Below are 26749 nucleotides of genomic sequence, written 5' to 3'. Positions count from 1 at the left end.
TTACCGAGGACGGCGTCGACATCACCCGACACAAGGACTTCGACGACCTGTTGTAAGCCGCTCCGACGCCGACGCCTCGACGCCGTTTTTCCGTTCCCCGATCCGCGTTCGCCGAGCCGCCGGCTCGGCACGCACTCCGCGTCGTCGGGCATCCGCCCCGGCGATCTCGCGGCCCGCCGCGGGTCAGACCCCGCGTTCGTCCGCGTCGTCGGGGGGTGACCGGATCCCGTCGCCCCAGTAGAACCGCGGGCCGAGGAGGAGGTAGCCGCACGCCAGGAAGAGGAGCGCGAACGCGAATCCCTCGCCGATCCACGCCGGGAGAGCGTCGGTCAACATGTGTCCGGCCGGAGTGAGGATGACGGCGGCCTGCACGACGCCCATCACGAGCGCGTCCTGCGCGTGGAGGTCCGGGTACGTGACCGTCGTCCCCATGAGGAGCGCGAACGCGGCGGTCGCCGCGATCAGGACGCTCGGGTCGGTGTAGCCGGCGATCACCGCCGCCGCGAGGATCGTCGCCGCCAGCGTGGTCGGCACGCCGACCGTCTCGCGGGCGTCGCTGTCGTACGCGGTGTACAGCCCGAGCCGGGCGACCGCCGTCGCGACGAACAGGGCGCCGGCGCCGACGCCGACGGCGACGAAGACGGGGTCGCTCGCGAACGACGCCGCGTCGAGGACGACGACCGCGACGAGGGTCGCCGGCGCGACGCCGAACGAGGCCACGTCGGCCAGCGAGTCGAGGTACGGCCCCGCGTCGGTCGAGCCGCGGTGTCTCGCGACCACCCCGTCGAGCCCGTCGGCGACGGCGGCGAGCAGCACCAGCCGGGCGGCGAGCTCGAGGTCGACGGCCGCCGCGACGACGGCGAGGAAGCCGACGGCCGCGTTCGCCACCGTCACCGCGTCCGCGAGCCCGAGCCGCTCGACGAACCGGAAACGCATACCGGATCGGTCGACGAGCCGGGTTTTAGTGCTTGTTATCTGTCGAGCGACCGGGCCGCAGACGCCGGGCCGCGGCCGGTCGAGACGCGTGCGGCCGTCGGCTCAGGGAACGTACCAGATCCCCCGTCCGAAGTCGAGCCACTCGCCGACGACGACGTGCGGGAGCGCGATGATACAGACGAAGATCGTGTAGAAGGCGACCGCCCCCGGCAGCAGCGAGCCGCCGGCGAGCGGGTTCGGCGCGACCAGCCACAGCGCGCTCGCGACCGATGCGGTCACGAGCGCGCCGACCACGAGCACGCCCCACGCCATCACGACGGAGACGCCTTCGGTCCGACTCGGCCGCGCCTCCTCGACGACCATGCTCCGGGCGGACTGCCGCAGCGAGTACCACAGCGGGAAGTAGAGCCCGATGGCGATCACCACGGGCACGAAGACGAAGTAGCCGACGAGCAGCAGCGTCTCGGCGGCGTCGAGCACCCACGACCGCGTGACGCCCCCGCCCGTCGCGAGCCCGCCGCCGAGGTGGAGGAGGACGCCGAGCCCGTAGGCCGCGCCCAGCGCCGTGGTGAACGCCTCCGGCGAGCTCGCTGCGGGACCGACGAGCGACCCGTCGAACACGTTCAGCATGTAGCCGGTGAAGCCGTAGAACGTCTCCGTCCACGCGACGGCCGGGACGATCATCACGGCGCCGCCGCGGACGAGGGCGGCGAGCGCGCGCTGCGGCCGCGAGACGAGGTGGTCGGTGCCGACGAGCGCGTCCATCACGTGGAGGTCGCCGTTCCCCCCCTTCGCGACCGCCGTGCCGAACGCGAGCGCGAGCGCCGGCATCGGGGCGACGACGAACAGCCCCACGAAGCCGACGACGAACGCGAGGTACAGCCCCACGTAGCGCGCGCCGAAGGGGAGCCCGCGGCGCCGGAGGTTCGAGAAGTGCTCGTACCCGCCGTGCGGGAGGTTCAGCGCGACCATCCCGACGAGGTACACGAGCATCTGCGTCCGGAGGCTCGGTTCGGTGCCGGTCGCGTACACGCCGGCGAACGCGACGGTGAGGACCAGTAGCGCGGCGCGCGAGGCGTCGATAGCGGTCCGTTCCGGTTCTCCGAAAAGTCGGCGACGGGCGCGGCTCACGGCTCGCGTGGACATGTCCGCATGTACGGGTCCGAGCGTGTTGTGTGCACGCCGAAATTATGGAGTCTTTTAAGTAACCCGGTCATCCTTCGCCGGTATCAAACCTTAATTCCTCGGCCGACGAAAGGCATCCTATGCCGGGTTCTCGGGCCCTTTTGGTCCATCCGGAGGAGGGGAGCGATCGAATCACGTCGGCGCTCGGCGCCGCGGGGTTCGACGTTACGACGGTCAACAACGCCACCGCCGCGGTGGCGAAGGTGACCACTGGCGAGTACGACTGCATCGTGAGCGAGTACTCCCTGCCGGGCGACGACGGTCTCGCGCTGGCGGAGGCGATCGAGGAGTCCGACGCTCGGATTCCGGTCGTGATGTTCTCCGCGGTGGAGGACGAGGAGGTGTTGGAGGCCGCCTTCGAGAGCGGCGTCGACGAGTTCCTCCACAAGAACGGCTCCGCGTCGATCGATCGCCTGGTGACCGACGTCTCGACGGTCTGCTCCGCGGAGGGCGCGCCGGGCGCCAAGCAGGACGTCTCGGGGCACGAGCCCAGCGTGGAGGAGGTCAGCCGCGCAGTGAGCGAGGCGCCCGTCGGGGTCAGTCTCAGCGACCCCGAACTGCCCGACTACCCGCTCGTGTACGTCAACGACGCGTGGGAAGATCACACGGGGTATCCGACCGAGGAGGCCATCGGTCGGAACCCCCGCTTCCTACAGGGTCCCGGGACGGACCCCGAGACGGTCGAACGGCTCTCGAGCGCGATATCGGCGGAGGAGCAGATCACCGTCGAGATCCGGAACTACCGACGGGACGGAACCCCCTTCTGGAACGAGCTGACGGTCGCCCCGGTGTACGACGCCGACGGCGACCTGGCCCACTACGTCGGGTTCCAGAACGACGTCACCGACCGCAAGCGCGCGGAGCAGCTCGCGGAGGAGCGCGCGGAGAAGCTCGCCACGGAGCGACAGGCCCTCGACCGTGTCCTCGGCCGGGTGAACGGACTGCTCAGCGAAATCAGCAGGATACTCGTCGAGAGCCGGGACTCGGAGACGATCGCCGAGCGCGTCTGCGAGGAGATCGCCGACGAGCCGGGATACATGGGCGGCTGGATCGCGGAGGTCTCGTCGGCGACGGGGCGGCTGGACGTGACCGCGGCGAGCGGGATCTCGCTCGAGGCGGGAGCGTCGTTCTCCCTCGACGAGACGCCGCCGGAAGTCAGAGAGGCGATCGAGACCGAGGAGGTCCACGGGCGGGCCGCCGGGAGCGGCTCGGACGGCCGGCTCGCACCGAGCGCGGTCGGCGCGCCCCGTCTCCTCGTCGTCCCGATCACGTACGGCCACCGGCGGTACGGCCTCCTCGGCATCTACAGCAGCGAGGGGAACGCCCTCGACCGGCGCGAGCGGAAGGTGTGCGAGTCGGTCGGGAAGATGATCGCCAACGGGCTCCACTCGGTGGAGACGACCCGCATCCTCACGACCGACCGCGTCGTGGAGCTCCGGGTCGCGATCGGGGACCCCTCGTTCTCGCTCTCGCGGGTCGCCGCCGCGCTCGGCGGGGAGATCGAACACCTCGGCACCACGCGCCTCGACGACGACGCCTGCGAGCTGTACCTCAGGGCGTCGGACCCGACCGAGGACGTGAGCGAGGTCGAGGCGCTTCCGTTCGTCGAGTCGGCCCGGCTGGTTTCGGAGACGAACGGCGACGTCACGATCGCCGTGACCGCCACCCAGTCGCCGCCGCTGACGCGGCTCGCGGAGTACGGCGGCGTCGTCGTCGAGGCCACCGCCGACGCGACGAGCGCGAGCATCACCATCGAGGCGCCGCCAGAGCAGGACGTACGCGGGATGCTCGACGTGTTCCGCGCGGAGTACGAGAGCGTCGAGCTCCGCTCCCGCGTCGAGCGCGAGAGTCGCGACCGGAGCCTGACGGAGTTCGCGGCGGCCGTCGACGACCGCCTCACCGACCGCCAGCGGTCGGCGCTGAAGACGGCCGAGCTGAACGGGTACTTCGAGTGGCCCCGCCCGGTCGACGGCTCCGAGATCGCCGAGCGGATGGGGATCACCCGACAGACGTTCCACCAGCACCTCCGGGCGGCCGAGCGCAAGCTCGTCGAGGCGTACGTCGACCCGCGCTCGCGGAACTGAACTCCGGTTCGCTCCATGTTCAGCGCACGCGACTCCGCCGATATCGACGCCGACCCGCAGTCCGTCTTCGACTTCCTCGACGACCCGCGCAACCACGCCGCCGTCACGCCCCGCCTCGAAGCCGTCAGGGACGTCGAGCGGCTCCCGAACGGCGGGAAGCGTCTGGCGTACACCTACCGGATGGCGGGCCTCGGAATCGACGGGGAGATCGTCCAGACGGTCCACGAACCGAGCGAGCGAATGACATTCGAGCTCCGCGGTCGGCTGACGGGCGCGATCGACCTGACGTTCGAGCCGACGGACGGCGGGACGAGACTGACGTACGCGGCGGAGTACGACCTCCCGGAGAACGCGCTGACCGCCCTCGGAGAGCCCGCGGTCCGGCGGTTCAACGAGCGGCAGGTGCGGGCGACCCTCGACGCCGTCGCGGAGCGGTTCGAGGCGGACGGGGCGTGACCCGCGGCCGCGACTCGCGCCAGAATCGGCGGAACGAGCCCTCACGTGGGCGAAGTATTAAGAACGGGATGGCCTAAGTTCGGGGTATGGATCCGACTCCCCTCCAATCCGGTTTCGGCTTCGGCCTGGTGAGCATCGGCCTACTCTTCTTGTTGCTGGTGGTCATCACGCTCTGGCAGTCGTTCGAGATCGTCGACGCCTACGAGAAGAAGACGCTCACGGTGTTCGGCGAGTACCGGAAGCTGCTGGAACCGGGTATCAACCTCATCCCGCCGTTCGTCTCCCGGACGTACGCGTTCGACATGCGGACGCAGACGCTCGACGTTCCCCGCCAGGAGGCGATCACGCGGGACAACTCGCCGGTGACGGCGGACGCGGTCGTCTACATCAAGGTGATGGACGCGAAGAAGGCGTTCCTCGAGGTGGACGACTACAAGAAGGCGGTCTCGAACCTCGCGCAGACCACGCTCCGCGCCGTCCTCGGCGACATGGAGCTCGACGACACGCTGAACAAGCGCCAGGAGATCAACGCGAAGATCCGGAAGGAACTGGACGAGCCGACCGACGAGTGGGGGATCCGCGTCGAGAGCGTCGAGGTCCGCGAGGTCAACCCCTCGAAGGACGTCCAGCAGGCGATGGAGCAGCAGACCTCCGCCGAGCGCCGCCGCCGCGCGATGATCCTCGAGGCGCAGGGGGAACGCCGCTCGGCGGTCGAGCAGGCCGAGGGTGACAAGCAGTCGAACATCATCCGGGCGCAGGGGGAAAAGCAGAGCCAGATCCTCGAGGCGCAGGGGGACGCGATCTCGACGGTCCTCCGGGCGCGGTCCGCGGAGTCGATGGGCGAGCGCGCCATCATCGAGCGCGGGATGGAGACGCTCGAGGAGATCGGCAAGGGCGAATCGACGACGTTCGTCCTCCCGCAGGAGCTCACCAGCCTCGTCGGCCGCTACGGCAAGGCGCTCTCCGGCTCCGACGTTCAGGACATGGAGGGGCTCGAGGGACAGGAGTTCGACGACGACACCCGCAAGATGCTCGGGCTCGACGACATCGACGAGATCCTCGGGCAGATCGAGGAGTCCGCCGAGATGGACGTCGAGGAGCTGGAGAAGGAGGCCGAAGCGGTCAAGGCCGGCGGCGCCGGCGCGGACATCAAGTCCGCGGACGAGGTCATTCAGGAGATGGACGAGGAGCCAGTCGACGAAGAGGTCGAGCGCGAGACGTAAACTACCCCACCCTACTCCCTCGGCGCTCCGCGCCTCGGTCCTTGAGGGTGTCGTCAGAACGTGCCGCGTTCTGACTGCTAACCAGAAATCAGAGATTTCTGGTGATGAGGCTTTGATGTAGACTCCCGGCAATCAGTCGCCAGCAATAGGCTGGTGACTCTCACCGTTCAACGTCCCACCATTCACACGCACGTCTACTTGTGCGTCTCCGCTCCCCGACTTGGGCGAGGAACGGAGTCTGTGTGTCCGCTTTCGAGCGTGCCGTAGCCCGATATTCTTTGCGCCGTTGTAATCCGCGTTCACCTCATACCCACACTTCTGGCATTCAAACTGTTCTCCATGGCGGTTATTCTCGTGCGTGAACCCACAGTCCGTCCGAGAACAGCGTTGGGATGTGTGGCTCGGCTCGACCTGTTCCACGGAGACACTCTGTTTAGGGGCTTTGTAGGAGACGTACTCAAACAAGCGTCGGAACGCCCAGACGTGGTGCCACTCTGCCTGTGGAAGTCGTTCTCGAATGTCGCTCAAGTCTTCGAACGCGATCACGTCGCAGTCGTGTTCGACGGCTTCCGAGACGAGTTCGTTGGCGATCGTGTGGATATACTGTTTGCGCCAGGCTTCTTCACGCTTCCCGAGGCGAAGCAGGGCCTTGTGTGCGGCCTGCGTGCCGCGCCGTTGCATCTCGCCACGTCGCTTCTCGAACTCACGACACCAGTGGTCGTAGTCGTCCCCCTGCCAAAACGTGCCGGTTGAGGACACAGCGAGGCTATTGACGTCCTCAGAAATCGAAGATTTCTGATGGGCTGCGCAAGAGCTTCGCTCTTGCGAACGCCGAGGTCGATACCGAGGACCGTTTGGTCGGAGTGCCCAGTATCTTCCGAAACCCTATCACAGTCTGTCCGTCGCATCGAAATGTTGAGATAGAACTCGTCAGTGGCCGTGTCGTACCGAAGCGTACTCTCGCGGAACTCGTAGTTCTCGGAGAGTACGTACCGCTCGTAGGGCGTCGGACTGTCTGCCGGGAGAACGAACGACGGTTCGACTCGGCCCTCAACAGTTGCCAGCGACACCTTGTTCCGGTAGAAGGTTGCGCTCCGGGTGTCGTAGTCCATCGTTTCGGCGGTGAACGTCGGTTGAGAGACGCGCTGTCCCTTTTTCCACCGTTCGACACACGCTTTGACCGCTTCGACAGCGCGTTTGATAGCGGCTTGGACAAGTTGGGCCTGTAGGTCTGTCTCCTCTCGAAGTTCGGAATAGAGCGCGTCACGAACCTCTCGCTTGTTGGTCTTACACTCGGTGTAGGAGGTGTCGGACCAACAGTAGTCGGCGGTTCGGTTCGCGCAGTACAGGTATTGCTCGGCGGTTCGGTGGAGTGCGTCGCGTTGCTCGTCGGAAACGGCGAGTTTCACGACGGCGGTTCGACGCACATCCATGTTTTCAGAGGGTACCCGACGGTAATTATAGACACGGGAATCGGTCGGTCGCAGTGTGGCGGTTGTGTCGTACCATGTCGGTTTCTTCCCCGACCTACTCGCTCACTCCGCTCGCTCCTTGAGGTCGGGGGCTCCACCTCGAAAATCCTGATCGGCCGCGACGCCGATACCGCCGTCGCCAGCGATACGTATCTCCCGTATCGCCGCCCGAACGACCGGATATTCTGACGCTGCCCCGAACGAAGTGCTTTTGTCGCGCGGCCGACTATCCTCTCGCGTGACTGATGGGTTCGACGGACGGAAGCGCGAGACGCTCCGGCGGTTCGCCGCCATCGGAGCCGCCGCGCCCTTCGTCGGGACCGCGAGCGCCGACGGCGGCGACGACGCCAACGAGACCCGCGAGGCGATCCGCGGCTACGTGCCGACGACCCCCGGCGCCCACTTCTCGAAGCTCCGCGACGACCTCAGGCTCGGGACCGGCGAGGCGCAGTACCACCTCCGGAAGCTGGAGGAGGCGGGCGAGATCGAGTCGACGAAGGACGCCGACTACCGCCGGTACTTCCCGTCGGGTCGGTTCGACGACCTCGACAAGCGAGCGCTCGGGTACCTCCGACGGGACACGCCCCGCGGGATGGTGCTCGCGCTGTTGCGCGACCCGGACGCGACGGGAGCGGAGCTCGCGGCCGCGCTGGACGTGTCGCGGCCGACGATCAGCGCCGCGGCCGGCGCGCTCGACGACGCCGGCTTGCTCGACCGGACCGACGGCTACGTGCTGACCGAGCCGGAACGGCTGCTCACGCTCGTGGTCCGATACGCCGACTCGTTCGACGCCGACGCCGTCGCGTTCGCCGACGACGCAGCCGAAATCGTCGCTTACGACCCGTAATCGACTGCCCGTAGTCGACGGGCTGTAGCCGACAACCGTATCCGACGATGCTATTCTCCGACCCTTCCCGCCTCTACTCCGTCACCATCCACGTCGTGCCGGAGGAGTACCCCCACTTCTCGACATCGATGTCGGCGGCCGCCTCGGCGACGGCGCCCATGTTCGCGCCGACCTCCTTCGCGGAGAGGTCGAGGTCGTCGGCGATCAGCCGCGACTTGAAGTACGTCCGGTCGCCGGCGTTCTCGCGCAGGTAGCGCAGGATCCGCGCCTGCTTCGCGGAGAGGCCGGCGGGTTCGACGACGACGGCGTCCGATTGGACCGTGCTCATACCCGATACAGGCGACGTCCGCCCATAAGCGGGTTGGTAGACCCGGTTAACACGCCGCAGTCGGGTGATTCGTCCCCGAAAAAAGACCGTCGACCACCGGACCGGTCCCCGGTTTCGGTACGAAAACCGAACGCCGCGGGACCGAGACCCGTCGCCGACTCAGTACAGGTCGGACACGAACGGGCCGAGCGCCCCCGCCACCGCCGTCGCCAACGCGTCGGCGCGGTCGACCCGGCCGGCCGTCAGCGCCCCGGCGGCGCCGCCGCGCCGCGCTATCCCCGACGTGTCGAGCACGTCGTCCATCACGGGACCGAGCTCCTCGCCGCCGGCTATCCGCGCGCTAACGTCCGCGGGGAGCGCGACGCTCGGTCCGCTCCCGCGGCCCATCTGCGACCCGTCGTCGATCGCCGCCCACATGACGAGGAACAGCTCCTCGGCGCCGTCGAACCGCGCTACGCCGCCCTCGATCCCGACGCCGAGGTCGTACGCGCCCGCGTCGAGGACCGTCTCGGCGCGGTTCTCCGCGCCGGCGATAGTCTCTGCGTGACCGGTCGGCTGCTCGCTCACTCCGGACGGAACGGGGACCGACTCGACCGCGACGGTCGTCGGGTCCGCGGAGCGCTCGGCGGCGAGGTCCCGCCCCCGCGACGACTCGAGGACCCGTTCGACCGCGCGCCGCTTCACCGGGTTGCCGCTGCCGACGCCGACTCGCATACCGGCGGTTGGGCGACGGAGTACGAATAGCCGTCGGGTCGGCGCCGCGGGTCGGTGCCGCGGCTACGACGTCGACCCCGGGAACGCCTCCGGGTGGAACAGTTCGGCCAGTCGCTCGACGCCGTCGATCAGCGCCGGGCTCGGCTGGTTCAGGAGGGAGTCGTCGATCACGTGAACGGGCGCGTCGACGGTCCAGTCGCGCTCCGCGACGCTCGCGGGGTCGACCCGGTCGCCGTGCCCGCAGACGTGGACGACGAGGTGGTCGGGATCGGCCGCCTCGACGCTCGCGAGGGCGACCTCGCGGGAGCGCTCGCCCGGGTCGACGAACGGGTAGCCGCCCCCCGCGGCGCGCACGGCGTCGGGCACCCAGTTGCCGGCGGCCATCGGCGGGTCCGACCACTCCTCGCAGTACACCGTCGGTCGGGGGCGGTCCGCGACCGCCTCGGCGACTCGATCGAGCCGCCCGCGGGCCTCCGCGGCGAGCCGCTCTCCCGCCTCCGGCCGCCCCACGTCGGCGCCGCGGGCGGCGAACGCCTCGACCGCCTCGCCGAGCGTCGCCGGCTCGCGGTGGCGGACGTCGAAGCCGCGCTCGCGACACGCGTCGGCGAGGTCGGTCTGAAGCCCGTCGCTCGTGAGGACGACGTCCGGATCGAGGTCGGCGACGCGGTCGAGGTCGGGGTTCAGCCACCCGCCGACGGCGAGCGGGGACTCCCTCCCGTGCGCCGACCCCGCATCCGCGGGCGGGTCGCAGTGGTGGGTGACGCCGACGAGCGCGTCGGCGGCGCCGAGAGCGGTCACGGTCGCGGTCGCGCTCGGGGCCAGCGAGACGACGCGAAATTCGGACATAGTCTGGGATCGGGACGCAAACGGTGCAACCTTTTCGATCGGTGTTACCAGTGTCCGAACGAGCGATGTGGTTATTCTCTAAGACGTGCAGGATGACAAATACAAGTAAGTGGACACGGTAGAGAAGCGATAAAATGGGCGCTGAGTTATGTATCGTTTGTGAGTCGTCCACGAGTTCTGAGGGGATGCCATACCGGTGCGCCTACTGTGGTGACCCAGTTTGTTCCGACCATCGTCTCCCGGAAAACCACGGCTGTTCCGGTGAACGACTCCCTGCAGACAAGACTCCAGAAAATCGGAGCCCCCAGCCGATGGACTCGGAGGACGTGAGTACGATTGGGACGACACCGGACGAGATCGGTCAGTCCTCGCCTGATGTCGCTCTCGACGGCTCAATTGCCGGTGATCAACCGGCTGAGTCGGACGAAGAGAACGCAGAATCTTGGTGGCGACGACTCCTCCCTTGGTAGATACGTGCTTCCGAGGGAAACAGAAGCGTTCGGTTAGACCCCAATCCGTTATCCGCAGAAACACGTGATAGATCGTGTCCTTTCGTCGGGTTTCCGGCGACACGTTCCGGTCGTTTTAAGTTCGGTTCTACCGTCTATCGGGCAAGATCGCTCTCGGACCGTGTTCAGTTACCGAGAGAGGGTTTAGCCATGAGTGAACGATTACACACGCGGGGGAGTCGCTCCCGAACTGAGACCGACGAGAAGGAATCGGAACAGACCGACGAGACGCTGAGCTGTCCGGAGTGCGACGGCAACGTCATCAACGACGAGGAGCACGGCGAGAGCGTCTGCGCCGACTGCGGGCTCGTCGTCGAGGCCGACTCGGTGGACCGCGGGCCGGAGTGGCGCGCGTTCGACTCCCGCGAGAAGGACGAGAAGAGCCGCGTCGGCGCCCCGACGACCAACACGATGCACGACAAGGGGCTCTCGACGAACATCGACTGGCGCGACAAGGACGCGTACGGTCGGTCGCTCGGCGCGCGTCAGCGCCAGAAGATGCAGCGGCTCCGCAAGTGGAACGAGCGGTTCCGCACCCGCGACTCGAAGGAGCGCAACCTGAAGCAGGCGCTCGGCGAGATCGACCGCATGGCCAGCGCGCAGGGGCTCCCGGACAACGTCCGCGAGACCGCCTCCGTCATCTACCGCCGCGCGCTCGACGAGGACCTGCTCCCCGGCCGCTCCATCGAGGGCGTCTCCACCTCCTGCGTGTACGCCGCCGCCCGGATGGCCGGCGTCCCGCGCAGCCTCGACGAGATCGCCGACGTCTCCCGCGTCGAGAAGGCCGAGATCGCCCGGACGTACCGCTACGTCGTCCGCGAGCTCAAGCTCGAAGTGAAGCCCGCCGACCCCGAGCAGTACGTCCCCCGGTTCGCCTCCGACCTGGAGCTCTCCGAGGAGTCCGAGATGCGCGCGAAGAGCCTCCTGCGCAACGCCAAGGAGAAGGGCGTCCACTCCGGCAAGTCGCCGGTCGGCCTCGCGGCCGCCGCCGTCTACGCCGCCGCCCTCCTCACCAACGAGAAGACGACGCAGGCCGCCGTCAGCGAGGTCGCCGACATCAGCGAGGTCACCATCCGGAACCGGTACCACGAGCTGTTGGAGGCCGAGGACGGCCTCGTCGCGTAAGGCTCTCGCGTCCTTCGTTTCTGCGGCCCGTTCTCGACGCGCACGCACACAGCTAAGTCCCCGGCCGCGGAACGCCCGGGTATGTTCGAAGAGTTCGTCCTGACCGCGAGCACGGCCGACCTCTCCGAGGAGCCGCGCGCCCGCGAGCACGCCGACGCCGTGGAGTTCCGGATGGACCTCGCGGACGCCCCGCTCGTCCAGCTCGATGCCTACGACGGCGAGCTCCCGCTTCTCGTCACGAACCGCGCGTCGTGGGAGGGCGGCGAGGCAGAGGACGTGGCACGGTACGACGAGCTCTCGACCGCGCTCGGAGACGACGCGGTCGCCGCGGTCGACGTCGAGCTCGCGGCGCTCCGCGGGAACGCGCCCCAGGGAGCGCAGTCGCACGCGACCGCGCTTCGCGACACGGCCCGCGAGGAGGGGGTCAGCGTCGTCGTCTCCGTCCACGACTTCGAGTCGACGCCGGAGCCGGCCGCGCTCGTCGACCTGCTCGCCGACGCGGCGAGCGAGGGCGACGTCGGGAAGCTGGCAACGACCGCGACCGCCCCTCGGGACGCACTCGCGATGATCGAGGCGACCCACGAGGCGACCGCGGCCGGCCACCGCGTCGCGACGATGTGCATGGGCGAGCCCGGCCGTCACACCCGCGCCGTCACCCCGATCTACGGCTCGAAGATCGGCTACGCGCCCGTCGACCCCGCGAACGCGACCGCGCCCGGGCAGTACCCGCTCGCGACGCTCCGCGGCCTCGTCGACGGACTGCGTGGCGACGACGTGGACGGGTAGATCACTCATAAACCAACCAGCGGCGGCGCGTGCCGGCGAGCGCCCGACGGGCGCGAGTCGCACGCGCGAGGTCGCCGGCGGCGTCGCCACCGGCTGCCAGAGAGACCTCCGGTCTCTCGCTGGAGTCGGTCGCCCGAGCGAAGCGATGGGCGACCGGCGAGGCTGGGGAGGCGTGAGGTGCGGTGCTGTGCGGGGCGGGACTCAAGCGGGCAGTCGCGAGGACGACGCCTGACGACGCAAGCACTGGAAGGAGCGAGCACCGCGAGCGACTGAAGCGCGTGGTTCGAAACGGCGGAGCCGTTTCGTCATCGCCGGAAATCAGAGATTCCCGGCTGGCAGTCAGAACGCAGGGCGTTCTGACGACATCACGAAAGGCGCTTCGCGCCTTTCGAACGACAGCGAGTCACGCGAGTCCTCGCGGCCGGGGCTTTGGAGGCGTTTGGTGTGGGGTAGTCGAAGACGTATCGCCGAGCGGCTCGGGCTTTGGAAGTGTCCACCGCGTCAGCGACGGTTTATATACAAACAGTCGGTACTAGGTCGGTGTTCTCGGGTGAAACCCGTTCTCGTTCTTATAAATAGCCGTCCTGCTCACGAATCGTTTTCCCGCCCACCACGTCTGAGAGCCAAACCGCTTTAGGAGCGCCCCCGTAAGTGGAGGTAATGGCGACGTGCGACGTGTGTGGGGAGTACGAGAACCTCCCGTATCAGTGTAAGCGGTGCGGACAGACGTTCTGCGCCGAACACCGTCTGCCGGAGAACCACAACTGTCCGGGCCTCTCCGAGTGGAACGACCCGGGCGGGGTGTTCGACAGCGGCTTCGACGAGAGCGTCGAGGCCGGCGGATCGAGCGCCTCCGGCGGCGAGTCCGCGGGCGTCGCGGACCGCGTCAAGCGCCGCATCGACCGCGAGACGAGCACCGGCGGCCTGGTGAGCTACTTTCGGGGCAACGCCACGTACGCCCTGTTGGCGGCGATGTGGATCACCTTCCTCGCGCAGTGGGTCGTGACGCTTACCCTCGGCGACGCCGCCCACAGTCAGATCTTCGTCCTCCGGTCGGACGCGATCGGTCGCGTCTGGACGTGGGTGACGTCCGTGCTATCGCACTCCCGACTCCAGCTGTTCCACATCATCGGCAACAGCATCGTGATTCTGTTCTTCGGCCCGCTCGTCGAGCGCGCGGTCGGCTCGCGCCGCTTCGTGGCGTTCTTCTTCGGCGCGGGGATCCTCGCCGGCCTCGGCCACGTCCTGTTCGCGGTCGCGACCGGCGCGCCGACGACGGGCGTGCTCGGGGCCAGCGGCGCCGGCTTCGCAATCTTAGGCGTGCTCACCGTGTGGCGGCCGAACATGCAGGTGCTCCTCTTCTTCGTCATCCCGATGAAGATCAAGTACCTCACGTGGGGGATCGCCCTGATTTCGGCGGTGCTCGTGATCCAGAGCGGCACGGGCGGCGTCGGCGGCATCGCGCACCTCGCGCACCTGATCGGGTTCGCGATCGGGCTCGCGTTCGGGAAGCGCAACGAGAGCCTCGCGCGGTCCGCGGGCGGTCCCGGCGGGACGAACATGGGAGGCGTGCGCGGCCCGCGCGGTCCCGGTGGCCCGGGCGGTCCCGGCGGGCGGTTTTAAATGGCCCCACCGGAGCGGTCGCCGGTCGATCCCGACGCCGTCGCGCGCCCGGAGTTTCTCCCGGACCCCGCGCTCTCCCGGGCCGAGATGGAGTCGCTCCAGCGCGACCTGGCCGCGACGGCGACGTTCGCGGACGACCACGGCATCGACCCGACCGCGGTCGCGATCGACGAGCCCGCGGATCTGACCGAGGGGCTTCCGGACGCGCGCCAGGAGTCCCTCCCGGGTACGCACCGAGACGCCGGCGATCCCGACGCGCCGGTCGTCGTCGGCGTCGATCAGGCGTTCCTGACCCCGGACGACGGCGAGGACAGAGCGGTCTCGGCCGCGGTCGCGATCCGTGACGGCGCCGTGATCGAGTACGCGAGCGCGACCACGCCGCTCTCGATCCCGTACGTTCCGGGCCTCCTCGCGTTTCGCGAGGGGGAGCCGATGCTGGCCGCGCTCGACGCGTTAGACGCCGAGCCGGACCTGTTGGTCTGCGACGGCTCCGGCCGGATCCACTTCCGGGAGGCCGGCGTCGCGACCCACGTCGGCGTCCTGCTCGACGTCCCGAGCGTCGGCGTCGCGAAGCGCCTGCTGTGCGGCGAGCCCGAATCGACGACCGAGGAGCGGCCCGAGGGGTGGCGGACGCCGATCCGCGCGGACGACTCGGTGGAGACGATCGAGAGGGGCGCCGACGCGGGCGACGTCGCCCCCGTTATCGGTCACGCATTTCAGTCGCGGCAGTACCCGAACAGCCGCCGCGTGAATCCCCTGTACGTGAGCTCCGGACACCGGGTCTCGGCCGAGACGACCGTCGAACTCGTCGACGCGCTGTGCGCGGGGTACAAGCTCCCCGAGCCGACCCGGCTCGCGGACGCGTACGCGGACGCCGTAAAGAGCGAGTCCGACTGACCCGCGAGGCTGATCGGCTTGCGAATCCCTTCGACTCCCCGAGCGACCGGCGCGCCGGCCATGATATCGATTGTCACGGACCGCCGGTTTATATATCGTGGCCCGCGAACGCCAAGACATGGGAGACGAGGACACGGACGGACCGATGTCTGCCGAGGAGTTTCGCTCGCTGCGCGACGGGTTAGTGCGCCAGAGCTCCGGCGGGGGGACGACCGTTTACAAGAACGCCGCCGGCGTCGGCTGCCCGAATCCGGACTGCGACCGCGGCGTGTTCCAGACGCTGTTCGTCAGCGACCACGGCTGGCAGCAGATCGGCGCGACCCGCGACGGGATCGACCTCTGCCTGTGTAACACCGAGACGAAGCGGCTCGTGTTCATCCACGACGAGTGACGTGACAGTGACGGAACCGTGAGCGACGAGTTCGACCCGGCCGCGGCGCTGCACGAGCACCTCGCGGCCACCGAGGAGCTACCCGTGGAGCGCGAGGCCGGCTGGCGACTCGGGGAGGCACAGGCGCTGGCCGCGGAGATCGCCGACGGCGGCCTCGACGACGCGACCGTCGCCAGGCGAGCCGACGAGATCCGAACGCTGCTCGCGGAGGTCGACGGTACCGGTGACCCGGACGCCGACGACCGCGTCGCCGCCGCGCGCGAGCTCGCGACCCGGATCGCGAACCGGTCGGACGACGGATGACCGCGAGCGGGTGACCGCGGCGCTCGAACCGGAGCGCGCGTCGCGATCCCGAGGGGGTTCGACAGTAACGGTTCAGTCGTCCGCCGTCGACTCCCCGCCCGCGTCCGCCGCACACCGGTTCGGACCCAGCTCCAGCTCGATCGCCGCGGTCTCGTCCGGCGGCGACTCCACGCCGCGGTTCGCCGCGATGACGCGCTCGTAGTTCGGCGGCTTCTCCGGGAGCGTCGCCGTGATCCGGTCGACGAACGCCTCGCGGTCGAGTCCGAGCACGTCGAGCTCCCGGCGCGCCGCGCCCACCGTCGTCGTCACCGGCTCGCCGGGCTCGACGTCGCCGGTCGTCCCGTCGTTCCCGACCGCGAAGTGGCCGGGACAGACGACGACGCCGTCCGGCTCCGCGAGCAGGGTCGCGTGGAGCGAGTCGTAGAGCCGTTCGGCACCGGTCGCGGCGCCCGCGGACTCGCTTCCGCCGCCGGCCGCGTCGTCGCCGCCCGCCGCGAACTGCAGCTCCGTCCGACCGACGCTGTCGGTGAACAGCGTGTCGCCGGTGAGAACCGCCGACCGCCCGACGAGGTAGCTCGCGCCGTCATCGGTGTGGCCGGGGGTCGCGAGCGCCTTCACCGCCACGCCGCCGACGTCGAGCGTCTCGTTGCGCGCGAGGGGTTCGAACGCGTAGGCGACGTCGCGCTCGGCGGCCGCCGCGGGGAGGTAGTACGGGACGCCGAGCTCGTCGGCCAGCGCCCGACCCCCGGAGAGGTGGTCGGCGTGGACGTGCGTGTCGAGGACCGCCCCTATCGACGCGTCGCGTTCGGCGGCCGCCGCCCGCCACTCGTCGCCGTGACGCGAGACGTCGACAGCGACGGCGACGCGGTCGGAGCCGTCGGAGCCGTCCCGTTCAGCGTCGCCGTCCGCCGGCCGGTCGCCTACCACTAGGTACCCGAGACACCCCTTCGCGCGCCGCTGGATCTGGACGACGTCGAGCGGGTCGTCGCCCGCGTCCGGGAGCGGGACCTCGGTCCGGTCGTACACGCCCGACCAGCCCCGCATCCCGTCCGCGACGACGGTCACGTCGTCGTAGCCCGCCGCTTCGAGCTCCTCGGCGAAGTCGAGCGAGGCCTTTCCCTTCGCGCAGACGGTGACGATCGCGTCGTCCGCGTCGACCCCGGTCTCGGCCTCGAAGTCGTCGACGTCGAACTCGTGGAACGGCTTGTAGAAGTAGTGGACCGAGTCGGCGATCCGCCAGCTCTCGTAGCTCCCTCGGGGCCGCGTGTCGACGAGCGTGAACGGCCGCTCGCCGCGTCGGCGCTCGTCGATCGCGTCGCGGAACGCGTCGGCGTCGATGACGGTTGGCATGGTCGGGGATTGGCGCCGAACGGCAAAACGCTGTCCGGTGGGGTTCGGCCCGCGCCCGCGGCCGCGTCCGGCCCGCGGCGGCGTCCGGTCCGCGGTCGCCCGCTCGCTCGCACTCGCGATGGACAGCCTTTAGCCGAGCGACCGGACAGGTGTGCGCATGGTCGAGGCGTTCGCGGTCGCCAGCGGGAAGGGCGGCACGGGCAAGACGACGAGCACGCTCGCGCTCGGGATGGCGCTGGCCGACGAACACGACGTCACCGTCGTGGACGCCGACACGGGGATGGCGAACCTCCTCTTTCACGCCGGGCTCGACGACGCGGCGGTCACCCTCCACGACCTGCTCGTCGAGGGGACCGCGACCGGCGTTACGGAGGCGACGTACGAACGGTTCGGCCTCTCCGTCGTCCCCTGCGGCACGTCGCTCGCGGGGTTCGAGGCGGCCGAGCCCGAGCGGCTCCGCGACGTCGTCGCCGAGCTCGCGAGCGACACCGACGTCCTCCTGCTCGACTCGCCGGCCGCGCTCGGCTCGAAGTCGGCGGTGCTCCCGGTCGTCCTCGCGGACCGGGTCGTCGTCGTCGTCGAGCCGACGATTCCCGCGCTCTCGGACGGACTGAAGGTTCAGGAGTACGCCCGCTCGTACGGGACGGAGACTGCGGGCGTTCTCTTCAACAAGGTCCGGGAAGACGCCGCCGACGTGGCCGAGCAGGCCGAGCGCCACTTCGGGGGGCCGGTGCTCGCCCGCGTCCCCGACAGCGACGTGGTCCGGGACGCGCGCCGCGCCGGAGAGCCCCTCGTCGCGCACGCGCCGGAGAGCGACGCGGCGGCCGGCTACCGACGGGCCGCGGCCCGACTCGACGTGCGCGACGGCGACGGCGACGCGGTCGCCGACCGGTTCCGGAGCGCGGTCGTGCCGGACACGCCATGACGGGGTCCGCAGACGGACCGACGGGGCCCGGGGAGTCGAACGAGGCCCCGGAGCTTCGGATCCCCCGCGGGACCCTCCTCCGGTCGCGCGTCGTCTCCGACGTGGCCACGACGCTCTCGCGGGCGCTGGACCGCGGTCTGACGGGCTACGCGACGATCGTCCCGCAGGAGACGCTCCTCCTGGAGGGGGACGCGCGCGGCGTTCTCACCTTCGCGGACGGGGTTCCCGTGCTCGCGTACAACACCGTCACCGACAGCGGCGGTCCCGACGCCCTCGCGGAGCTCGCGGTGCCCGGCCCGTACCGCGTCGAACTGTACGCGGTCGACGGCGGCGGGCTCGACGCGGCCCACGAGGCAGACGCGCTCCGCGTCGCCCCGGGCGCGGCGGCGACGGAGCTCGCGGACGACCCGGCGCTCGCCGACCGCACCCGCGACGCGGCACCCGACGAGCGGCTGGACGACCCGGGGGCGGACGACGCCGACGCCGTCGCGGCGTTCCTCGCGGACGACGACCGGATCGAGGCGATACGCGAGCAGGCGCGGGCGGAGGCGGCAGAGCGCGCCGACGAGTGGGGGCTCGACGCGGCGCTCGCGGACGAGCACCCCGGGGGCGACGACCCCAACGCCGACCTCGCGACCGCGAGCGAGTCCGGACCGGAGCGCTGATCGAGACGGGGCGAGACGGGACGGAACAGACGGGGCGAGACGGGACGGAACAGACGGGGCGAGACGGGACAGACGGGGAGAGACGGGACGGAACAGACGGGACGAGACGGAACGGGACAGGGCGGAATGAGACGGAACGGGACGGGGCGACGGGGCGGAGCGGTTTTGTCGGCCGCGGCCGTAACCGGCGCATCACGGTCCTCCGACTCCTCCGCTTGACGGCGCCCGCCGACTTCGCCGACTGGTACGCGGCGAGCCGCGCGTACACCCGCCACGTCGCCGACGGCATGGGGTTCGCGGGAGCCGACGCGGTCGACGGCGCGCGGGTCGTCGAGCGGCTCCGGACCGATCACACGACGCTGTCGCCCGCCGAAGCGCGGTCGGTCGCGGCGACGCTGCTCGCCGACGGCGCCTTCTCCGAACCGTACTGCGAGTGGCTGCCGACGTGGTACGAGCTCGCGCTGATCGCTCCGGTTCGGTACGGCGACTGGCGCCTTCGGCGCGTCGCCGCGGCGGTCGCGGGAGCCGCCGGCGTGACGGTGGCCGCCCCGCGGTTCTCCCGCCCGCGGGACGTGACCGTCGACGGCCGACCCGCGCTCGCGGGGGTCTCGGGGTTCCGTGACCGCTTCCTGCTGGCCGACGCGCTGTTACACTTGGAGTGGTTCAACCACGCCGCCGCGGCCGACGGGATCGGCGTCCCGCCCGACCTCGTCGAGCGGACTCGCGAGGAGACGGTGTCGTACTACGGGGGCGACCGGGCGTCGCTCTCGCCGCCCGTCCGTCGGTTCCAACGCCTCCTGTTCGCCGATGACGCGTGGGTCCGCCGAGTGAACGATCGGTACGACCTGAACAGCCGGCTGTTCGGCGTCTGGGAGCGGATCCTGAGCGCGGAGCGCGAGCGGCTCGCCGACGAGTGACCGTTCCGGGCGAGATGTTACAACACCTGTAACACGTTACGGGTGCTGACTCTCTTGACGGGGGGTAAGTATACGATAAACGGGGATGAAAAACGGGTACGGACCGACGGACGGTTCGTCGTTCCCTGACTGCTTCGGCCCTCTCTCGTTCGCCCTCTTCGGCCCACCTCCCCGCGTTCGATCCGTTGACCGACCGTGACGTCCGGTTTCGGTCGCCGCCCTCGGCGCACCCGTAACTCGCGACTGAGTAATCTTTTATTCACCGAAGTGTCGGCCGGAAGCTTCATAGGTCGGCTCGCGGATCCTCCGGGTACACGAATGGCAGTACTCTGGCTGGAGGACGTTGACGCCGACGACGTCGGGACTGTCGGCGGGAAGGCCGCGTCGCTCGGTGAACTCATCGGCGCCGGACTCCCGGTTCCCCCGGGATTCGCCGTCACCGCGGGCACGTACCGGACCTTCATCGAGGAGGCGGGGATCGACGAGGAGCTGTTCTCGGCCGTCGACGTCGATCCCGAGGACTCCGCCGCGCTCCGCGCGGCCGAGGAGCGGGCGGAAGAGCTCATCCTCGACACGCCGTTCCCCGAGGAGGTCCGCGAGGAGATCCTGGAACGGTACCGCTCGATGGGCGGCGAGGAGGAGGCGTTCGTCGCCGTGCGGTCCTCGGCGACCGCCGAGGACCTCCCGGACTCCTCGTTCGCCGGGCAACAGGAGACGTTCCTCAACGTCCGCGAGGACGACCTGCTCCGCCGAGTGAAGGAGTGCTGGGCCTCCCTCTTCACCCAGCGAGCGATCTACTACCGGCAGCAGCGGGGGTTCCCGCACGCCGACGTCGACATCGCGGTCGTCGTCCAGCGGATGGTCGACGCCGAGAAGTCCGGCGTGATGTTCACCAGCCACCCCTCGACCGGCGACCCGCAGATCACCATCGAGGCCGCGTGGGGGCTCGGCGAGGCGGTCGTCTCCGGCACGGTCTCGCCCGACAACTACGTGTACGACCGCGAGCGCGGCGCCGTCGACCAGGTCACCGTCGCGGACAAGAAGGTGGAGATGGTGAAGGACGCCGAGACCGGCGAGACGGTCCAGCTCGACGTCGACGAGGAGCGCCGCACCGCGCGGGTCCTCTCCGACGCGGAGATCGGGGATCTGGTCGCGCTCGGCGAGCGCGTCGAGGACCACTACGGGACGCCGCAAGACGTCGAGTGGGCGATCCGCGACGGCGAGATATACATGCTCCAGTCGCGACCGATCACGACGATTCAGGAGGACGAGAGCGACGAGGGCGGCGCGGACGCGGGCGGGACCGGCGGAGAGACCCCGAAGAAGTCCACCGTCGGGGGCGCGTCGGGCCGGCCCGGCGCGGCCAACGGCGGATCCGCCGGCGCGGACGAGGACGTCCTCGCCGACGGGCTCGGCGCGAGCCCGGGGGTCGTCTCCGGCGCGGTCCGGATCGTCCACAAGCTCGACCACCTCGACCAGGTCCAGGAGGGCGACGTGATGGTCACGGAGATGACGATGCCGGACATGGTCCCGGCGATGAAGCGCGCCGCGGGGATCGTCACCGACGAGGGCGGCATGACGAGCCACGCCGCGATCATCTCCCGCGAGCTCGGCGTCCCGGCCGTCGTCGGGACGGGTAACGGGACGCGACTGCTCGAGGACGGCCAGGAGGTCACCCTCGACGGCGACAAGGGCACCGTCCGCGCCGGCGTCGACGAGGAGGCCGAGCCCGGCGAGGAGTTCGAGCCCGTGGAGGCGGCCCGCCCCGAGACGCCGGTAAAGCCGATGACGGCGACGGAGGTGAAGGTGAACGTCTCGATCCCCGAGGCGGCCGAACGCGCGGCCGCGACGGGCGCCGACGGGGTCGGACTCCTCCGGATCGAGCACATGGTGCTCTCGCTCGGGAAGACCCCCGAGAAGTACATCAACGACCACGGCGCCCGCGCGTACCAAGACGAGCTGATCGAGGGCGTGCGCCGCGTCGCCGACGAGTTCTACCCGCGGCCGGTCCGCGTGCGTACCATCGACGCGCCGACCGACGAGTTCCGCGAGCTGGAGGGCGGCGAGGGGGAGCCCAACGAGCACAACCCGATGCTCGGGTGGCGCGGGATCCGGCGGAGCCTCGACAAGCCCGACCCGTTCCGGCAGGAGCTCGCCGCGTTCGCGCGCCTCTTCGACATGGGGTACGACAACTTGGAGGTGATGTTCCCCCTCGTCAACGACGCGACCGACGTCGAAGCGATAACGCAGCACATGCGCGACGCCGGCATCGACCCCGAGACGCACCGGTGGGGCGTGATGATCGAGACGCCGGCGAGCGCGCTGCAGATCGGGGAGCTGGCCGCCGCCGGTATCGACTTCGCCTCTTTCGGCACCAACGACCTCACGCAGTACACGCTGGCGGTCGACCGCAACAACGAGCACGTCGCCGGCCGGTTCGACGAGCTCCACCCCGCGGTGCTCCAGCTGATCGGCGACACGATCGAGACGTGCCGCGAGCTCGGCGTCGACACGAGCATCTGCGGGCAGGCCGGCTCCAAGTCGGAGATGGTCGACTTCCTCGTCGAGGAGGGGGTCTCCTCTATCTCGGCGAACATCGACGCCGTCCGCGACGTCCAACACGAGGTGAAGCGGACCGAACAGCGGCTCCTCCTCGACTCGGTGCGCTGAGGCCGTGCTGAACCGGATTTTGTCTCTCGGAGCCGAGAACGGAACGGTTGACATCCTCTCCGCGCTGAAGCGCGAGGTTTTCTCCTCAATTTTTCGGAACGGGTAAGACCCTCCGCGGTAACGGTTTCTTGAATGCAGCAGCCCGAGCCGCAGTCGTTCGACCGGGTGCTCTCCTCGATGTGTACCGAACCGCACCCCGCGGCCCGGGAGGCGGCCGAGCGCTACCTCGCGACGAACCCCGGCGACCCGGCCACCTACGAGGCGGTCGCGTCGCTGGAGACGCGCGCGGTCGAGCTGCTCGCGACGCTCGCGGCCCACCCCGAGCCGACCGACGCGGCGGGCTACGTCACCGCCGGCGGGACCGAGGCGAACGTGCAGGCGGTCCGCTCCGCGCGGAACCGACACGACGCGAGCGACGCGAACGTCGTCGTCCCCGAGAGCGGCCACTTCTCGTTCCACAAGGCCGCGGAGCTGCTCGACGTCGAACTGCGGACGGTCCCCGTCGACGACGACTACCGGGCCCGGACCGACGCGGTCGCGGCCGCCGTCGACGACGCCACCGCGCTGGTCGTCGGCGTCGCCGGCAGCACGGAGTACGGGCGCGTGGACCCGATCCCGGCGCTGACCGAGATCGCCCACGACGCCGGCGCGCTGATGCACGTCGACGCGGCGTGGGGCGGGTTCGTGCTTCCGTTCGCCGACCGCGCGTGGTCGTTCGGCGACGCCCCGATCGACACGCTGACGATCGACCCCCACAAGTTCGGACAGGCCCCCGTTCCCGCCGGCGGGCTCCTCGCCCGGGAACCGGCCGCGATGAACGCGCTCGCGGTCGACACGCCCTACTTGGAGACGCGGTCGCAGGCGACCCTGACCGGCACCCGGAGCGGCGCTGGCGTCGCCGGCGCGGTCGCCGCGATGGAGGCGCTGTGGCCCGACGGGTACCGCGAAGCGAGCGAGCGCGCGACCGACGACGCCGCGTGGCTCGCCGAGGCCCTCGCCGAGCGCGGCTACGACGTCGTCGAGCCGACGCTCCCGCTCGTCGCCGCGGCGCTCCCCGAGGCCGAGTTCGACGCGCTCCGAGAGGCCGGCTGGAAGGTGTCGCGGACGGCCGCGGGCGAGCTCCGCGTCGTCTGCATGCCCCACGTGACGCGCGACGCGCTTCGGGCGTTCGTCGCCGACCTCGACCGGATCCGCGCGTGAGCGACGCCCGACTCGGCGCGCCCGCTCCGCCGCCGCCGAGTTCGATTCACTCCCCGCCGCCGCCGAGTTCGACTCACTCCCCGTCGCCGGCGTACGTCTCCAGCGAGGCGAGCCGCCCGTCCGTGACGTCGAAGACGTCGACGAACGCGAACACCTCGTCGCCGTCGGCGTCCAGCAGTCGTCCCCGAACGGCGACGCCGGGGCCGGACGGGTACACCGCGTCGACGGCGTGGGTCGTGTCCGTCATCGGCCGCTCGTCGCGCATGAACGCCACGAAGCGGTCGCGCCCCTCGAAGGTGCGGTCCGGGCGTCGCTGGGCGAAGTCCGGGGCGAGCAGCCCTCGGAGCCGCTCGTAGTCGCCGGCGTCGAGCGCGTCGTAGTAGGCGCGGGCGAGGCCCTCGGGGTCCGCGGTCGGCGGGGCGGTCACGACGCGAGCGCCTCGAACTCCTCGGCGGAGGTGCGAGTCCCCTTCGAGATGACGGCGTCGCCGGCGCGCAGCACCGTGTCGATGTCGTGACCGATCAGCCACCCCTCGTCCGGGCGGCGGATCGCGATCACGCTCGTGGAGACGTCGGTCGTGGGGATCCCGTTCGTCACGCTCGTGCCCGCGAGGTCGCTCCCCTCCCGGACCACGGTCCGCGTGATGATCTCGTCCGACTCCTGGACCGCCATCTCCACGACTGGGTGGACGCCCAAGTTGCGCCTGACGCCTTCGGTGATCTTCACCGCGGCGTCCGAGATCTCCTCGGTGGCGACGCCGAGGTGGATCAGCCCGCGGAGCGAGACGGGGTCGTCGGCCTCTCGCGCGGCGCGGAGGGTCCACGCCTCGAACCGCGACTGGAGCGCGTCGACCTCGATCTCCAGGTTGGACACCTCCTCCGCGAGCTCCTCGTTGTTGAACAGGATCGAGCCGTACGCCAGGTCGACCGCGAGCTCGGAGAGGTTCTTCATCAGCACGATCGAGTCGACCGCGCGTTCCAGGTCGTCGATCGCGGGCTCGACCGGCTCCGCCGGCTCGAACGGCTCGCCCGCCAGCTCGGGGTACGCCTCGACGACGCCCGTCTCCGGGCCGCGGAGGAGCGTCACGTCGCCGACCTCGATCCGCGTCTTCGGTCCGGGGTTGAGGATCCAGTCGTCGTCGCGCCGGATCGCGATGACTCGGACCCCCGTCTTCGACTCCAAGTCGATGTCCTTGAGCGTGCGACCGGCGTAGCCGGAGTCCGACGCGACGGTGCCGCGGACGAGCGTCTCGACGCCGCCCGTGAGCGCGCCACGCATCGCGTCGGGGAGGCCGATCTCATCGGTGATGATCTTCGCGATGTCGCCCGCGGCGTCGGAGATCTTGTCCGCCGCGCCGACCACGCCGAGCACCGGCGCGAGCGTCTCGGCCTCGTCGGGGCTCCGCGCCGCGAGCATGAGGCTCATCCGCGCGCGCATCTGGAGGACGTCCATCCGGTGTTCGAGCTCGACGACCTCCTCGGCGATCGTCGGGCTCCCGTGGAGCACCGCCGAGTACGACAGATCGATCAGCAGCTCCGCGGTGTCTTTCATCTCCACGAGCAGGTCCTTCACGCTCGTCGGCTCGTACGTGACCGACAGCGGCGACTCCCGCCGGTCGAATCGTCCCATGCGAACACCCTCTCCGGCGCCGACTAAAAGGCTTGTCGCGGGGCGCTCCCGCCGATTGCGCGCGGGGCGCTCAGGGAGACGTCTCCGCCTCGTCGCCGGCGACGTAGGCGGGAGTCCCCCCCGCGTCGCCGTCTCTCTCCCCGTCGTTCGACACCCGCCGGGCGAGGTCGACGAGCGCGAGCCACGCCAGCAGCCGGGCCGCCCGGTCGCGCCACGTCGCCTCCCACTCCGGGTCGCGAGCGCGGTCGTGTCGCGGGACCGACTCGCGGGTCGCCTCGAACAGCGCCTCGGGCGTGACCGGGTCCTCGGGCGTGGCCTCCCGGAGAGCGGCCAGCGCCTCCGGCGCGAGCAGGACGCCCTCGCGGAGTCCCTCGCGGACCAGCTCCGGGGTCGGCTCCGCGTCGGTCCGCACGAACCCCCGCGACGTCTCCCGGACGAGTCCGAGCGCGCGGAGGAACGCGAGCCAGTCGTTCGCGACCCGCCGGTCGGCGAGCCCGCACCGGTCGCGGAGGCGGGCGCAGCAGTCGTCGGTGCTGCCGGGGACGAGCGGCACCGCGCGCTGGAGCTCGCGGAGGTCGTCGACGGCGGCCGGGGGGTCGGGGACGGGCTTGATTCGCATCGACGTCGATCCGCGACCGTCTCAGCGGTAGTCGAACGACTCGGCGAGCAGCTCCTCGTCCGTCTCGCCGACGGCGTAGACGGGGCCGTCGACGACGTCGACGGTGACCTTTGCCGGCGCGAAGACGCGCTCGTCGACCTCGTAGAAGTCCCAGCCCGCGTCCTCGAACACCTCGACGAAGGGGGTGCCGTACTCCTCGCGGGCGGTCGAGACGATCTGGTCGAAGCGGTCGTCGTCGCGCGCGACCTGCAGGTGGACCTCGCCGCCGTACGCGAGGGCGTCGTTCGTCCGACCCATCGCGAGGTCCTCGTCGCGGGTCACCGGCGCCATCGGCGCGGCGCCGGACGCGTGGAGCACGTCGGTCGGCTCGTAGCCGAGCTCCAGCAGGCGGAAGACGGCGAGCTCCGCCGCGCGGGCCGCGGTGGCGACCGAGCCGGCGGTCGAGCCGGTCGCGTACGCCGGGAGGAAGACGCCCTCGGGGTCGACCTCGGCGAGGTCGGCGACGTGCTCGGCGACCTCCTCGGTCGGGAGCGCGGTCGACTCGACGGTGAGCGTGGCGAACTCGGAGGAGTCGTAGTAGCCGACGCGCTCGAACTCCGCCTCCTGCCCGACGAGCGCGCGGGCGGGACCCGAGCCGAGCCCCTCGTAACCGGACTCGAAGTCGAGCTCCCAGCCGGCCTTCTGCGAACAGAGCAGCGCGATCGCGGGGTGGTCCGTCGACAGCTCCACGTACTGGCGGGGCGCGCCGGCGACCTCGCCCACGCGGGTGCGGAGGTTCGCGAGGCCGGCGGTCTGGATCTCGGCGAGCAGGAGCCCGGCCTCGACGCCGCCGGCGGCGTCGATCCCGAAGTCGACGACGGTGGCGCCGTTCTCCAGCTCGTAGCCGACGACGTCGAGCTCACCGGCGAAGTCGAGCGCCTCGTCGACGAGCTCGATCGCGGTCCGATTGATGCTTTCCATGCTCGATACTTTTCGCTCCCCGGTTAAGGGGTTTGTCTGTTGGCACCGCCGTCCGCGTCGCGCGCCCGTCGGCTCCGCTCAGTCGCCGT

At 70.2% G+C, this 26749-nt stretch carries 26 protein-coding genes and 1 pseudogene; 16 read left to right on the top strand and 11 right to left on the bottom strand.

The features are described from left to right. Positions 1–183: 183 nt before the first annotated feature. Complete coding sequence (locus DJ73_RS07040; protein WP_094524792.1) at positions 184–936, bottom strand: protein sorting system archaetidylserine synthase; 753 nt, start codon at positions 934–936, stop codon at positions 184–186. 102 nt (positions 937–1038) lie between these two features. Beyond that, on the bottom strand, positions 1039–2082 hold the full coding sequence (locus DJ73_RS07035) for a Brp/Blh family beta-carotene 15,15'-dioxygenase (RefSeq protein WP_094524791.1): 1044 nt from the start codon (positions 2080–2082) through the stop codon (positions 1039–1041). 119 nt (positions 2083–2201) lie between these two features. Here DJ73_RS07035 and DJ73_RS07030 point away from each other — a divergent pair, with 119 nt between their 5' ends. From DJ73_RS07030 to DJ73_RS07020, 3 genes are all read left to right on the top strand, one after another. Beyond that, the gene (locus tag DJ73_RS07030; protein WP_094524790.1) at positions 2202–4205 is read left to right on the top strand and encodes a bacterio-opsin activator domain-containing protein; all 2004 of its coding nucleotides are present in this window, start codon (positions 2202–2204) and stop codon (positions 4203–4205) included. Between the two features lie 15 nt (positions 4206–4220). Continuing rightward, positions 4221–4661: an SRPBCC family protein gene (locus DJ73_RS07025; protein WP_094557646.1), complete on the top strand. Its 441-nt coding sequence runs from the start codon at positions 4221–4223 to the stop codon at positions 4659–4661. A gap of 86 nt (positions 4662–4747) precedes the next feature. Beyond that, on the top strand, positions 4748–5884 hold the full coding sequence (locus tag DJ73_RS07020) for an SPFH domain-containing protein (protein ID WP_094526682.1): 1137 nt from the start codon (positions 4748–4750) through the stop codon (positions 5882–5884). A 132-nt stretch (positions 5885–6016) separates the two neighbouring features. Here the strand turns inward: DJ73_RS07020 and DJ73_RS07015 are convergent. Next, positions 6017–7317 (bottom strand): annotated as a pseudogene (locus DJ73_RS07015) (RNA-guided endonuclease InsQ/TnpB family protein). Positions 7318–7594: 277 nt separating this feature from the next. Here DJ73_RS07015 and DJ73_RS07010 point away from each other — a divergent pair. Then, on the top strand, positions 7595–8203 hold the full coding sequence (locus DJ73_RS07010; RefSeq protein WP_094526680.1) for a MarR family transcriptional regulator: 609 nt from the start codon (positions 7595–7597) through the stop codon (positions 8201–8203). A 73-nt stretch (positions 8204–8276) separates the two neighbouring features. Here DJ73_RS07010 and DJ73_RS07005 read toward each other — a convergent pair whose 3' ends face one another. The 3 genes from DJ73_RS07005 to DJ73_RS06995 form a co-directional block, all read right to left on the bottom strand. Beyond that, positions 8277–8531, bottom strand: a complete 255-nt coding sequence (locus tag DJ73_RS07005) for a hypothetical protein (RefSeq protein WP_094525324.1) — start codon at positions 8529–8531, stop codon at positions 8277–8279. A 159-nt stretch (positions 8532–8690) separates the two neighbouring features. Then, entirely contained in the window at positions 8691–9245 is a 555-nt protein-coding gene (locus DJ73_RS07000) for a DUF84 family protein (RefSeq protein WP_094557645.1), read from the bottom strand. A gap of 63 nt (positions 9246–9308) precedes the next feature. Continuing rightward, positions 9309–10091: a cobalamin-binding protein gene (locus tag DJ73_RS06995; RefSeq protein ID WP_094557644.1), complete on the bottom strand. Its 783-nt coding sequence runs from the start codon at positions 10089–10091 to the stop codon at positions 9309–9311. 134 nt (positions 10092–10225) lie between these two features. Between DJ73_RS06995 and DJ73_RS21345 the strand changes: the two genes are divergently transcribed. The 7 genes from DJ73_RS21345 (at position 10226) to DJ73_RS06960 (ending at position 15725) form a co-directional block, all read left to right on the top strand. Further along, positions 10226–10561: an AN1-type zinc finger domain-containing protein gene (locus DJ73_RS21345; RefSeq protein WP_094557643.1), complete on the top strand. Its 336-nt coding sequence runs from the start codon at positions 10226–10228 to the stop codon at positions 10559–10561. Between the two features lie 189 nt (positions 10562–10750). Beyond that, the gene (locus tag DJ73_RS06985) at positions 10751–11725 is read left to right on the top strand and encodes a transcription initiation factor IIB family protein (RefSeq protein ID WP_012659836.1); all 975 of its coding nucleotides are present in this window, start codon (positions 10751–10753) and stop codon (positions 11723–11725) included. 81 nt (positions 11726–11806) lie between these two features. Continuing rightward, the gene (locus DJ73_RS06980; RefSeq protein WP_094526677.1) at positions 11807–12511 is read left to right on the top strand and encodes a type I 3-dehydroquinate dehydratase; all 705 of its coding nucleotides are present in this window, start codon (positions 11807–11809) and stop codon (positions 12509–12511) included. A gap of 660 nt (positions 12512–13171) precedes the next feature. Further along, on the top strand, positions 13172–14134 hold the full coding sequence (locus DJ73_RS06975) for a rhomboid family intramembrane serine protease (RefSeq protein WP_094526676.1): 963 nt from the start codon (positions 13172–13174) through the stop codon (positions 14132–14134). Next, entirely contained in the window at positions 14135–15031 is an 897-nt protein-coding gene (locus DJ73_RS06970) for an endonuclease V (RefSeq protein ID WP_094525329.1), read from the top strand. It begins immediately after the preceding gene. A 118-nt stretch (positions 15032–15149) separates the two neighbouring features. After that, positions 15150–15422, top strand: a complete 273-nt coding sequence (locus DJ73_RS06965) for a hypothetical protein (RefSeq protein WP_049906210.1) — start codon at positions 15150–15152, stop codon at positions 15420–15422. Positions 15423–15440: 18 nt separating this feature from the next. Further along, on the top strand, positions 15441–15725 hold the full coding sequence (locus DJ73_RS06960) for a hypothetical protein (protein ID WP_094525330.1): 285 nt from the start codon (positions 15441–15443) through the stop codon (positions 15723–15725). 72 nt (positions 15726–15797) lie between these two features. Here DJ73_RS06960 and DJ73_RS06955 read toward each other — a convergent pair whose 3' ends face one another. After that, positions 15798–17075, bottom strand: coding sequence for a rhodanese-like domain-containing protein (locus DJ73_RS06955; RefSeq protein WP_094557642.1), 1278 nt, complete (start codon positions 17073–17075; stop codon positions 15798–15800). A 157-nt stretch (positions 17076–17232) separates the two neighbouring features. On the opposite strand from DJ73_RS06955, the gene DJ73_RS06950 reads away from it, so the two are divergent. From DJ73_RS06950 to mfnA, 5 genes are all read left to right on the top strand, one after another. Then, a complete protein-coding gene (locus DJ73_RS06950) occupies positions 17233–18000 on the top strand; it encodes an AAA family ATPase (protein WP_094526673.1) in 768 nt (255 codons plus the stop codon). Continuing rightward, the gene (locus DJ73_RS06945) at positions 17997–18665 is read left to right on the top strand and encodes a hypothetical protein (protein WP_094526672.1); all 669 of its coding nucleotides are present in this window, start codon (positions 17997–17999) and stop codon (positions 18663–18665) included. Before DJ73_RS06950 ends, DJ73_RS06945 begins: the two co-directional genes overlap by 4 nt. A 287-nt stretch (positions 18666–18952) precedes the next feature. After that, positions 18953–19582, top strand: coding sequence for a hypothetical protein (locus tag DJ73_RS06940; RefSeq protein ID WP_094525409.1), 630 nt, complete (start codon positions 18953–18955; stop codon positions 19580–19582). Between the two features lie 318 nt (positions 19583–19900). After that, positions 19901–22252, top strand: a complete 2352-nt coding sequence (gene ppsA, locus DJ73_RS06935; protein WP_094557641.1) for a phosphoenolpyruvate synthase — start codon at positions 19901–19903, stop codon at positions 22250–22252. 132 nt (positions 22253–22384) lie between these two features. Beyond that, positions 22385–23452: a tyrosine decarboxylase MfnA gene (mfnA, locus tag DJ73_RS06930; RefSeq protein ID WP_094525335.1), complete on the top strand. Its 1068-nt coding sequence runs from the start codon at positions 22385–22387 to the stop codon at positions 23450–23452. A gap of 73 nt (positions 23453–23525) precedes the next feature. Here the strand turns inward: mfnA and DJ73_RS06925 are convergent, their stop codons facing one another. The 4 genes from DJ73_RS06925 to mch form a co-directional block, all read right to left on the bottom strand. After that, a complete protein-coding gene (locus DJ73_RS06925; protein ID WP_176451095.1) occupies positions 23526–23879 on the bottom strand; it encodes a nuclear transport factor 2 family protein in 354 nt (117 codons plus the stop codon). Then, the gene (locus DJ73_RS06920; RefSeq protein ID WP_094525336.1) at positions 23876–25081 is read right to left on the bottom strand and encodes a potassium channel family protein; all 1206 of its coding nucleotides are present in this window, start codon (positions 25079–25081) and stop codon (positions 23876–23878) included. Before DJ73_RS06920 ends, DJ73_RS06925 begins: the two co-directional genes overlap by 4 nt. 70 nt (positions 25082–25151) lie before the next feature. Then, positions 25152–25700 carry a hypothetical protein gene (locus DJ73_RS06915; RefSeq protein WP_094525337.1) on the bottom strand — a complete coding sequence of 183 codons (549 nt, stop codon included), beginning with the start codon at positions 25698–25700 and terminating at the stop codon, positions 25152–25154. Positions 25701–25721: 21 nt separating this feature from the next. Then, entirely contained in the window at positions 25722–26660 is a 939-nt protein-coding gene (gene mch, locus DJ73_RS06910) for a methenyltetrahydromethanopterin cyclohydrolase (RefSeq protein WP_094525338.1), read from the bottom strand. Positions 26661–26749: the final 89 nt, after the last annotated feature.

Source organism: Halorubrum sp. Ea1 (assembly GCF_002252965.1).
In the GTDB taxonomy this organism is placed as follows: domain Archaea; phylum Halobacteriota; class Halobacteria; order Halobacteriales; family Haloferacaceae; genus Halorubrum.
Note: the sequence above shows the minus strand (reverse complement) of the source record. Positions and strands in the feature narration are given on the sequence as shown.

What these genes read in the sequence shown, in the direction of transcription:
- DJ73_RS07040 (WP_094524792.1), bottom strand. Translation starts at nt 936, where the DNA reads ATGCGTTTCCGGTTCGTCGAGCGGCTCGGGCTCGCGGACGCGGTGACG.
- DJ73_RS07035 (WP_094524791.1), bottom strand. Translation starts at nt 2,082, where the DNA reads ATGTCCACGCGAGCCGTGAGCCGCGCCCGTCGCCGACTTTTCGGAGAA.
- DJ73_RS07030 (WP_094524790.1), top strand. Translation starts at nt 2,202, where the DNA reads ATGCCGGGTTCTCGGGCCCTTTTGGTCCATCCGGAGGAGGGGAGCGAT.
- DJ73_RS07025 (WP_094557646.1), top strand. Translation starts at nt 4,221, where the DNA reads ATGTTCAGCGCACGCGACTCCGCCGATATCGACGCCGACCCGCAGTCC.
- DJ73_RS07020 (WP_094526682.1), top strand. Translation starts at nt 4,748, where the DNA reads ATGGATCCGACTCCCCTCCAATCCGGTTTCGGCTTCGGCCTGGTGAGC.
- DJ73_RS07005 (WP_094525324.1), bottom strand. Translation starts at nt 8,531, where the DNA reads ATGAGCACGGTCCAATCGGACGCCGTCGTCGTCGAACCCGCCGGCCTC.
- DJ73_RS07000 (WP_094557645.1), bottom strand. Translation starts at nt 9,245, where the DNA reads ATGCGAGTCGGCGTCGGCAGCGGCAACCCGGTGAAGCGGCGCGCGGTC.
- DJ73_RS06995 (WP_094557644.1), bottom strand. Translation starts at nt 10,091, where the DNA reads ATGTCCGAATTTCGCGTCGTCTCGCTGGCCCCGAGCGCGACCGCGACC.
- DJ73_RS21345 (WP_094557643.1), top strand. Translation starts at nt 10,226, where the DNA reads ATGGGCGCTGAGTTATGTATCGTTTGTGAGTCGTCCACGAGTTCTGAG.
- DJ73_RS06985 (WP_012659836.1), top strand. Translation starts at nt 10,751, where the DNA reads ATGAGTGAACGATTACACACGCGGGGGAGTCGCTCCCGAACTGAGACC.
- DJ73_RS06980 (WP_094526677.1), top strand. Translation starts at nt 11,807, where the DNA reads ATGTTCGAAGAGTTCGTCCTGACCGCGAGCACGGCCGACCTCTCCGAG.
- DJ73_RS06975 (WP_094526676.1), top strand. Translation starts at nt 13,172, where the DNA reads ATGGCGACGTGCGACGTGTGTGGGGAGTACGAGAACCTCCCGTATCAG.
- DJ73_RS06970 (WP_094525329.1), top strand. Translation starts at nt 14,135, where the DNA reads ATGGCCCCACCGGAGCGGTCGCCGGTCGATCCCGACGCCGTCGCGCGC.
- DJ73_RS06965 (WP_049906210.1), top strand. Translation starts at nt 15,150, where the DNA reads ATGGGAGACGAGGACACGGACGGACCGATGTCTGCCGAGGAGTTTCGC.
- DJ73_RS06955 (WP_094557642.1), bottom strand. Translation starts at nt 17,075, where the DNA reads ATGCCAACCGTCATCGACGCCGACGCGTTCCGCGACGCGATCGACGAG.
- DJ73_RS06950 (WP_094526673.1), top strand. Translation starts at nt 17,233, where the DNA reads ATGGTCGAGGCGTTCGCGGTCGCCAGCGGGAAGGGCGGCACGGGCAAG.
- DJ73_RS06945 (WP_094526672.1), top strand. Translation starts at nt 17,997, where the DNA reads ATGACGGGGTCCGCAGACGGACCGACGGGGCCCGGGGAGTCGAACGAG.
- DJ73_RS06940 (WP_094525409.1), top strand. Translation starts at nt 18,953, where the DNA reads ATGGGGTTCGCGGGAGCCGACGCGGTCGACGGCGCGCGGGTCGTCGAG.
- ppsA (WP_094557641.1), top strand. Translation starts at nt 19,901, where the DNA reads ATGGCAGTACTCTGGCTGGAGGACGTTGACGCCGACGACGTCGGGACT.
- mfnA (WP_094525335.1), top strand. Translation starts at nt 22,385, where the DNA reads ATGCAGCAGCCCGAGCCGCAGTCGTTCGACCGGGTGCTCTCCTCGATG.
- DJ73_RS06920 (WP_094525336.1), bottom strand. Translation starts at nt 25,081, where the DNA reads ATGGGACGATTCGACCGGCGGGAGTCGCCGCTGTCGGTCACGTACGAG.
- DJ73_RS06915 (WP_094525337.1), bottom strand. Translation starts at nt 25,700, where the DNA reads ATGCGAATCAAGCCCGTCCCCGACCCCCCGGCCGCCGTCGACGACCTC.
- mch (WP_094525338.1), bottom strand. Translation starts at nt 26,660, where the DNA reads ATGGAAAGCATCAATCGGACCGCGATCGAGCTCGTCGACGAGGCGCTC.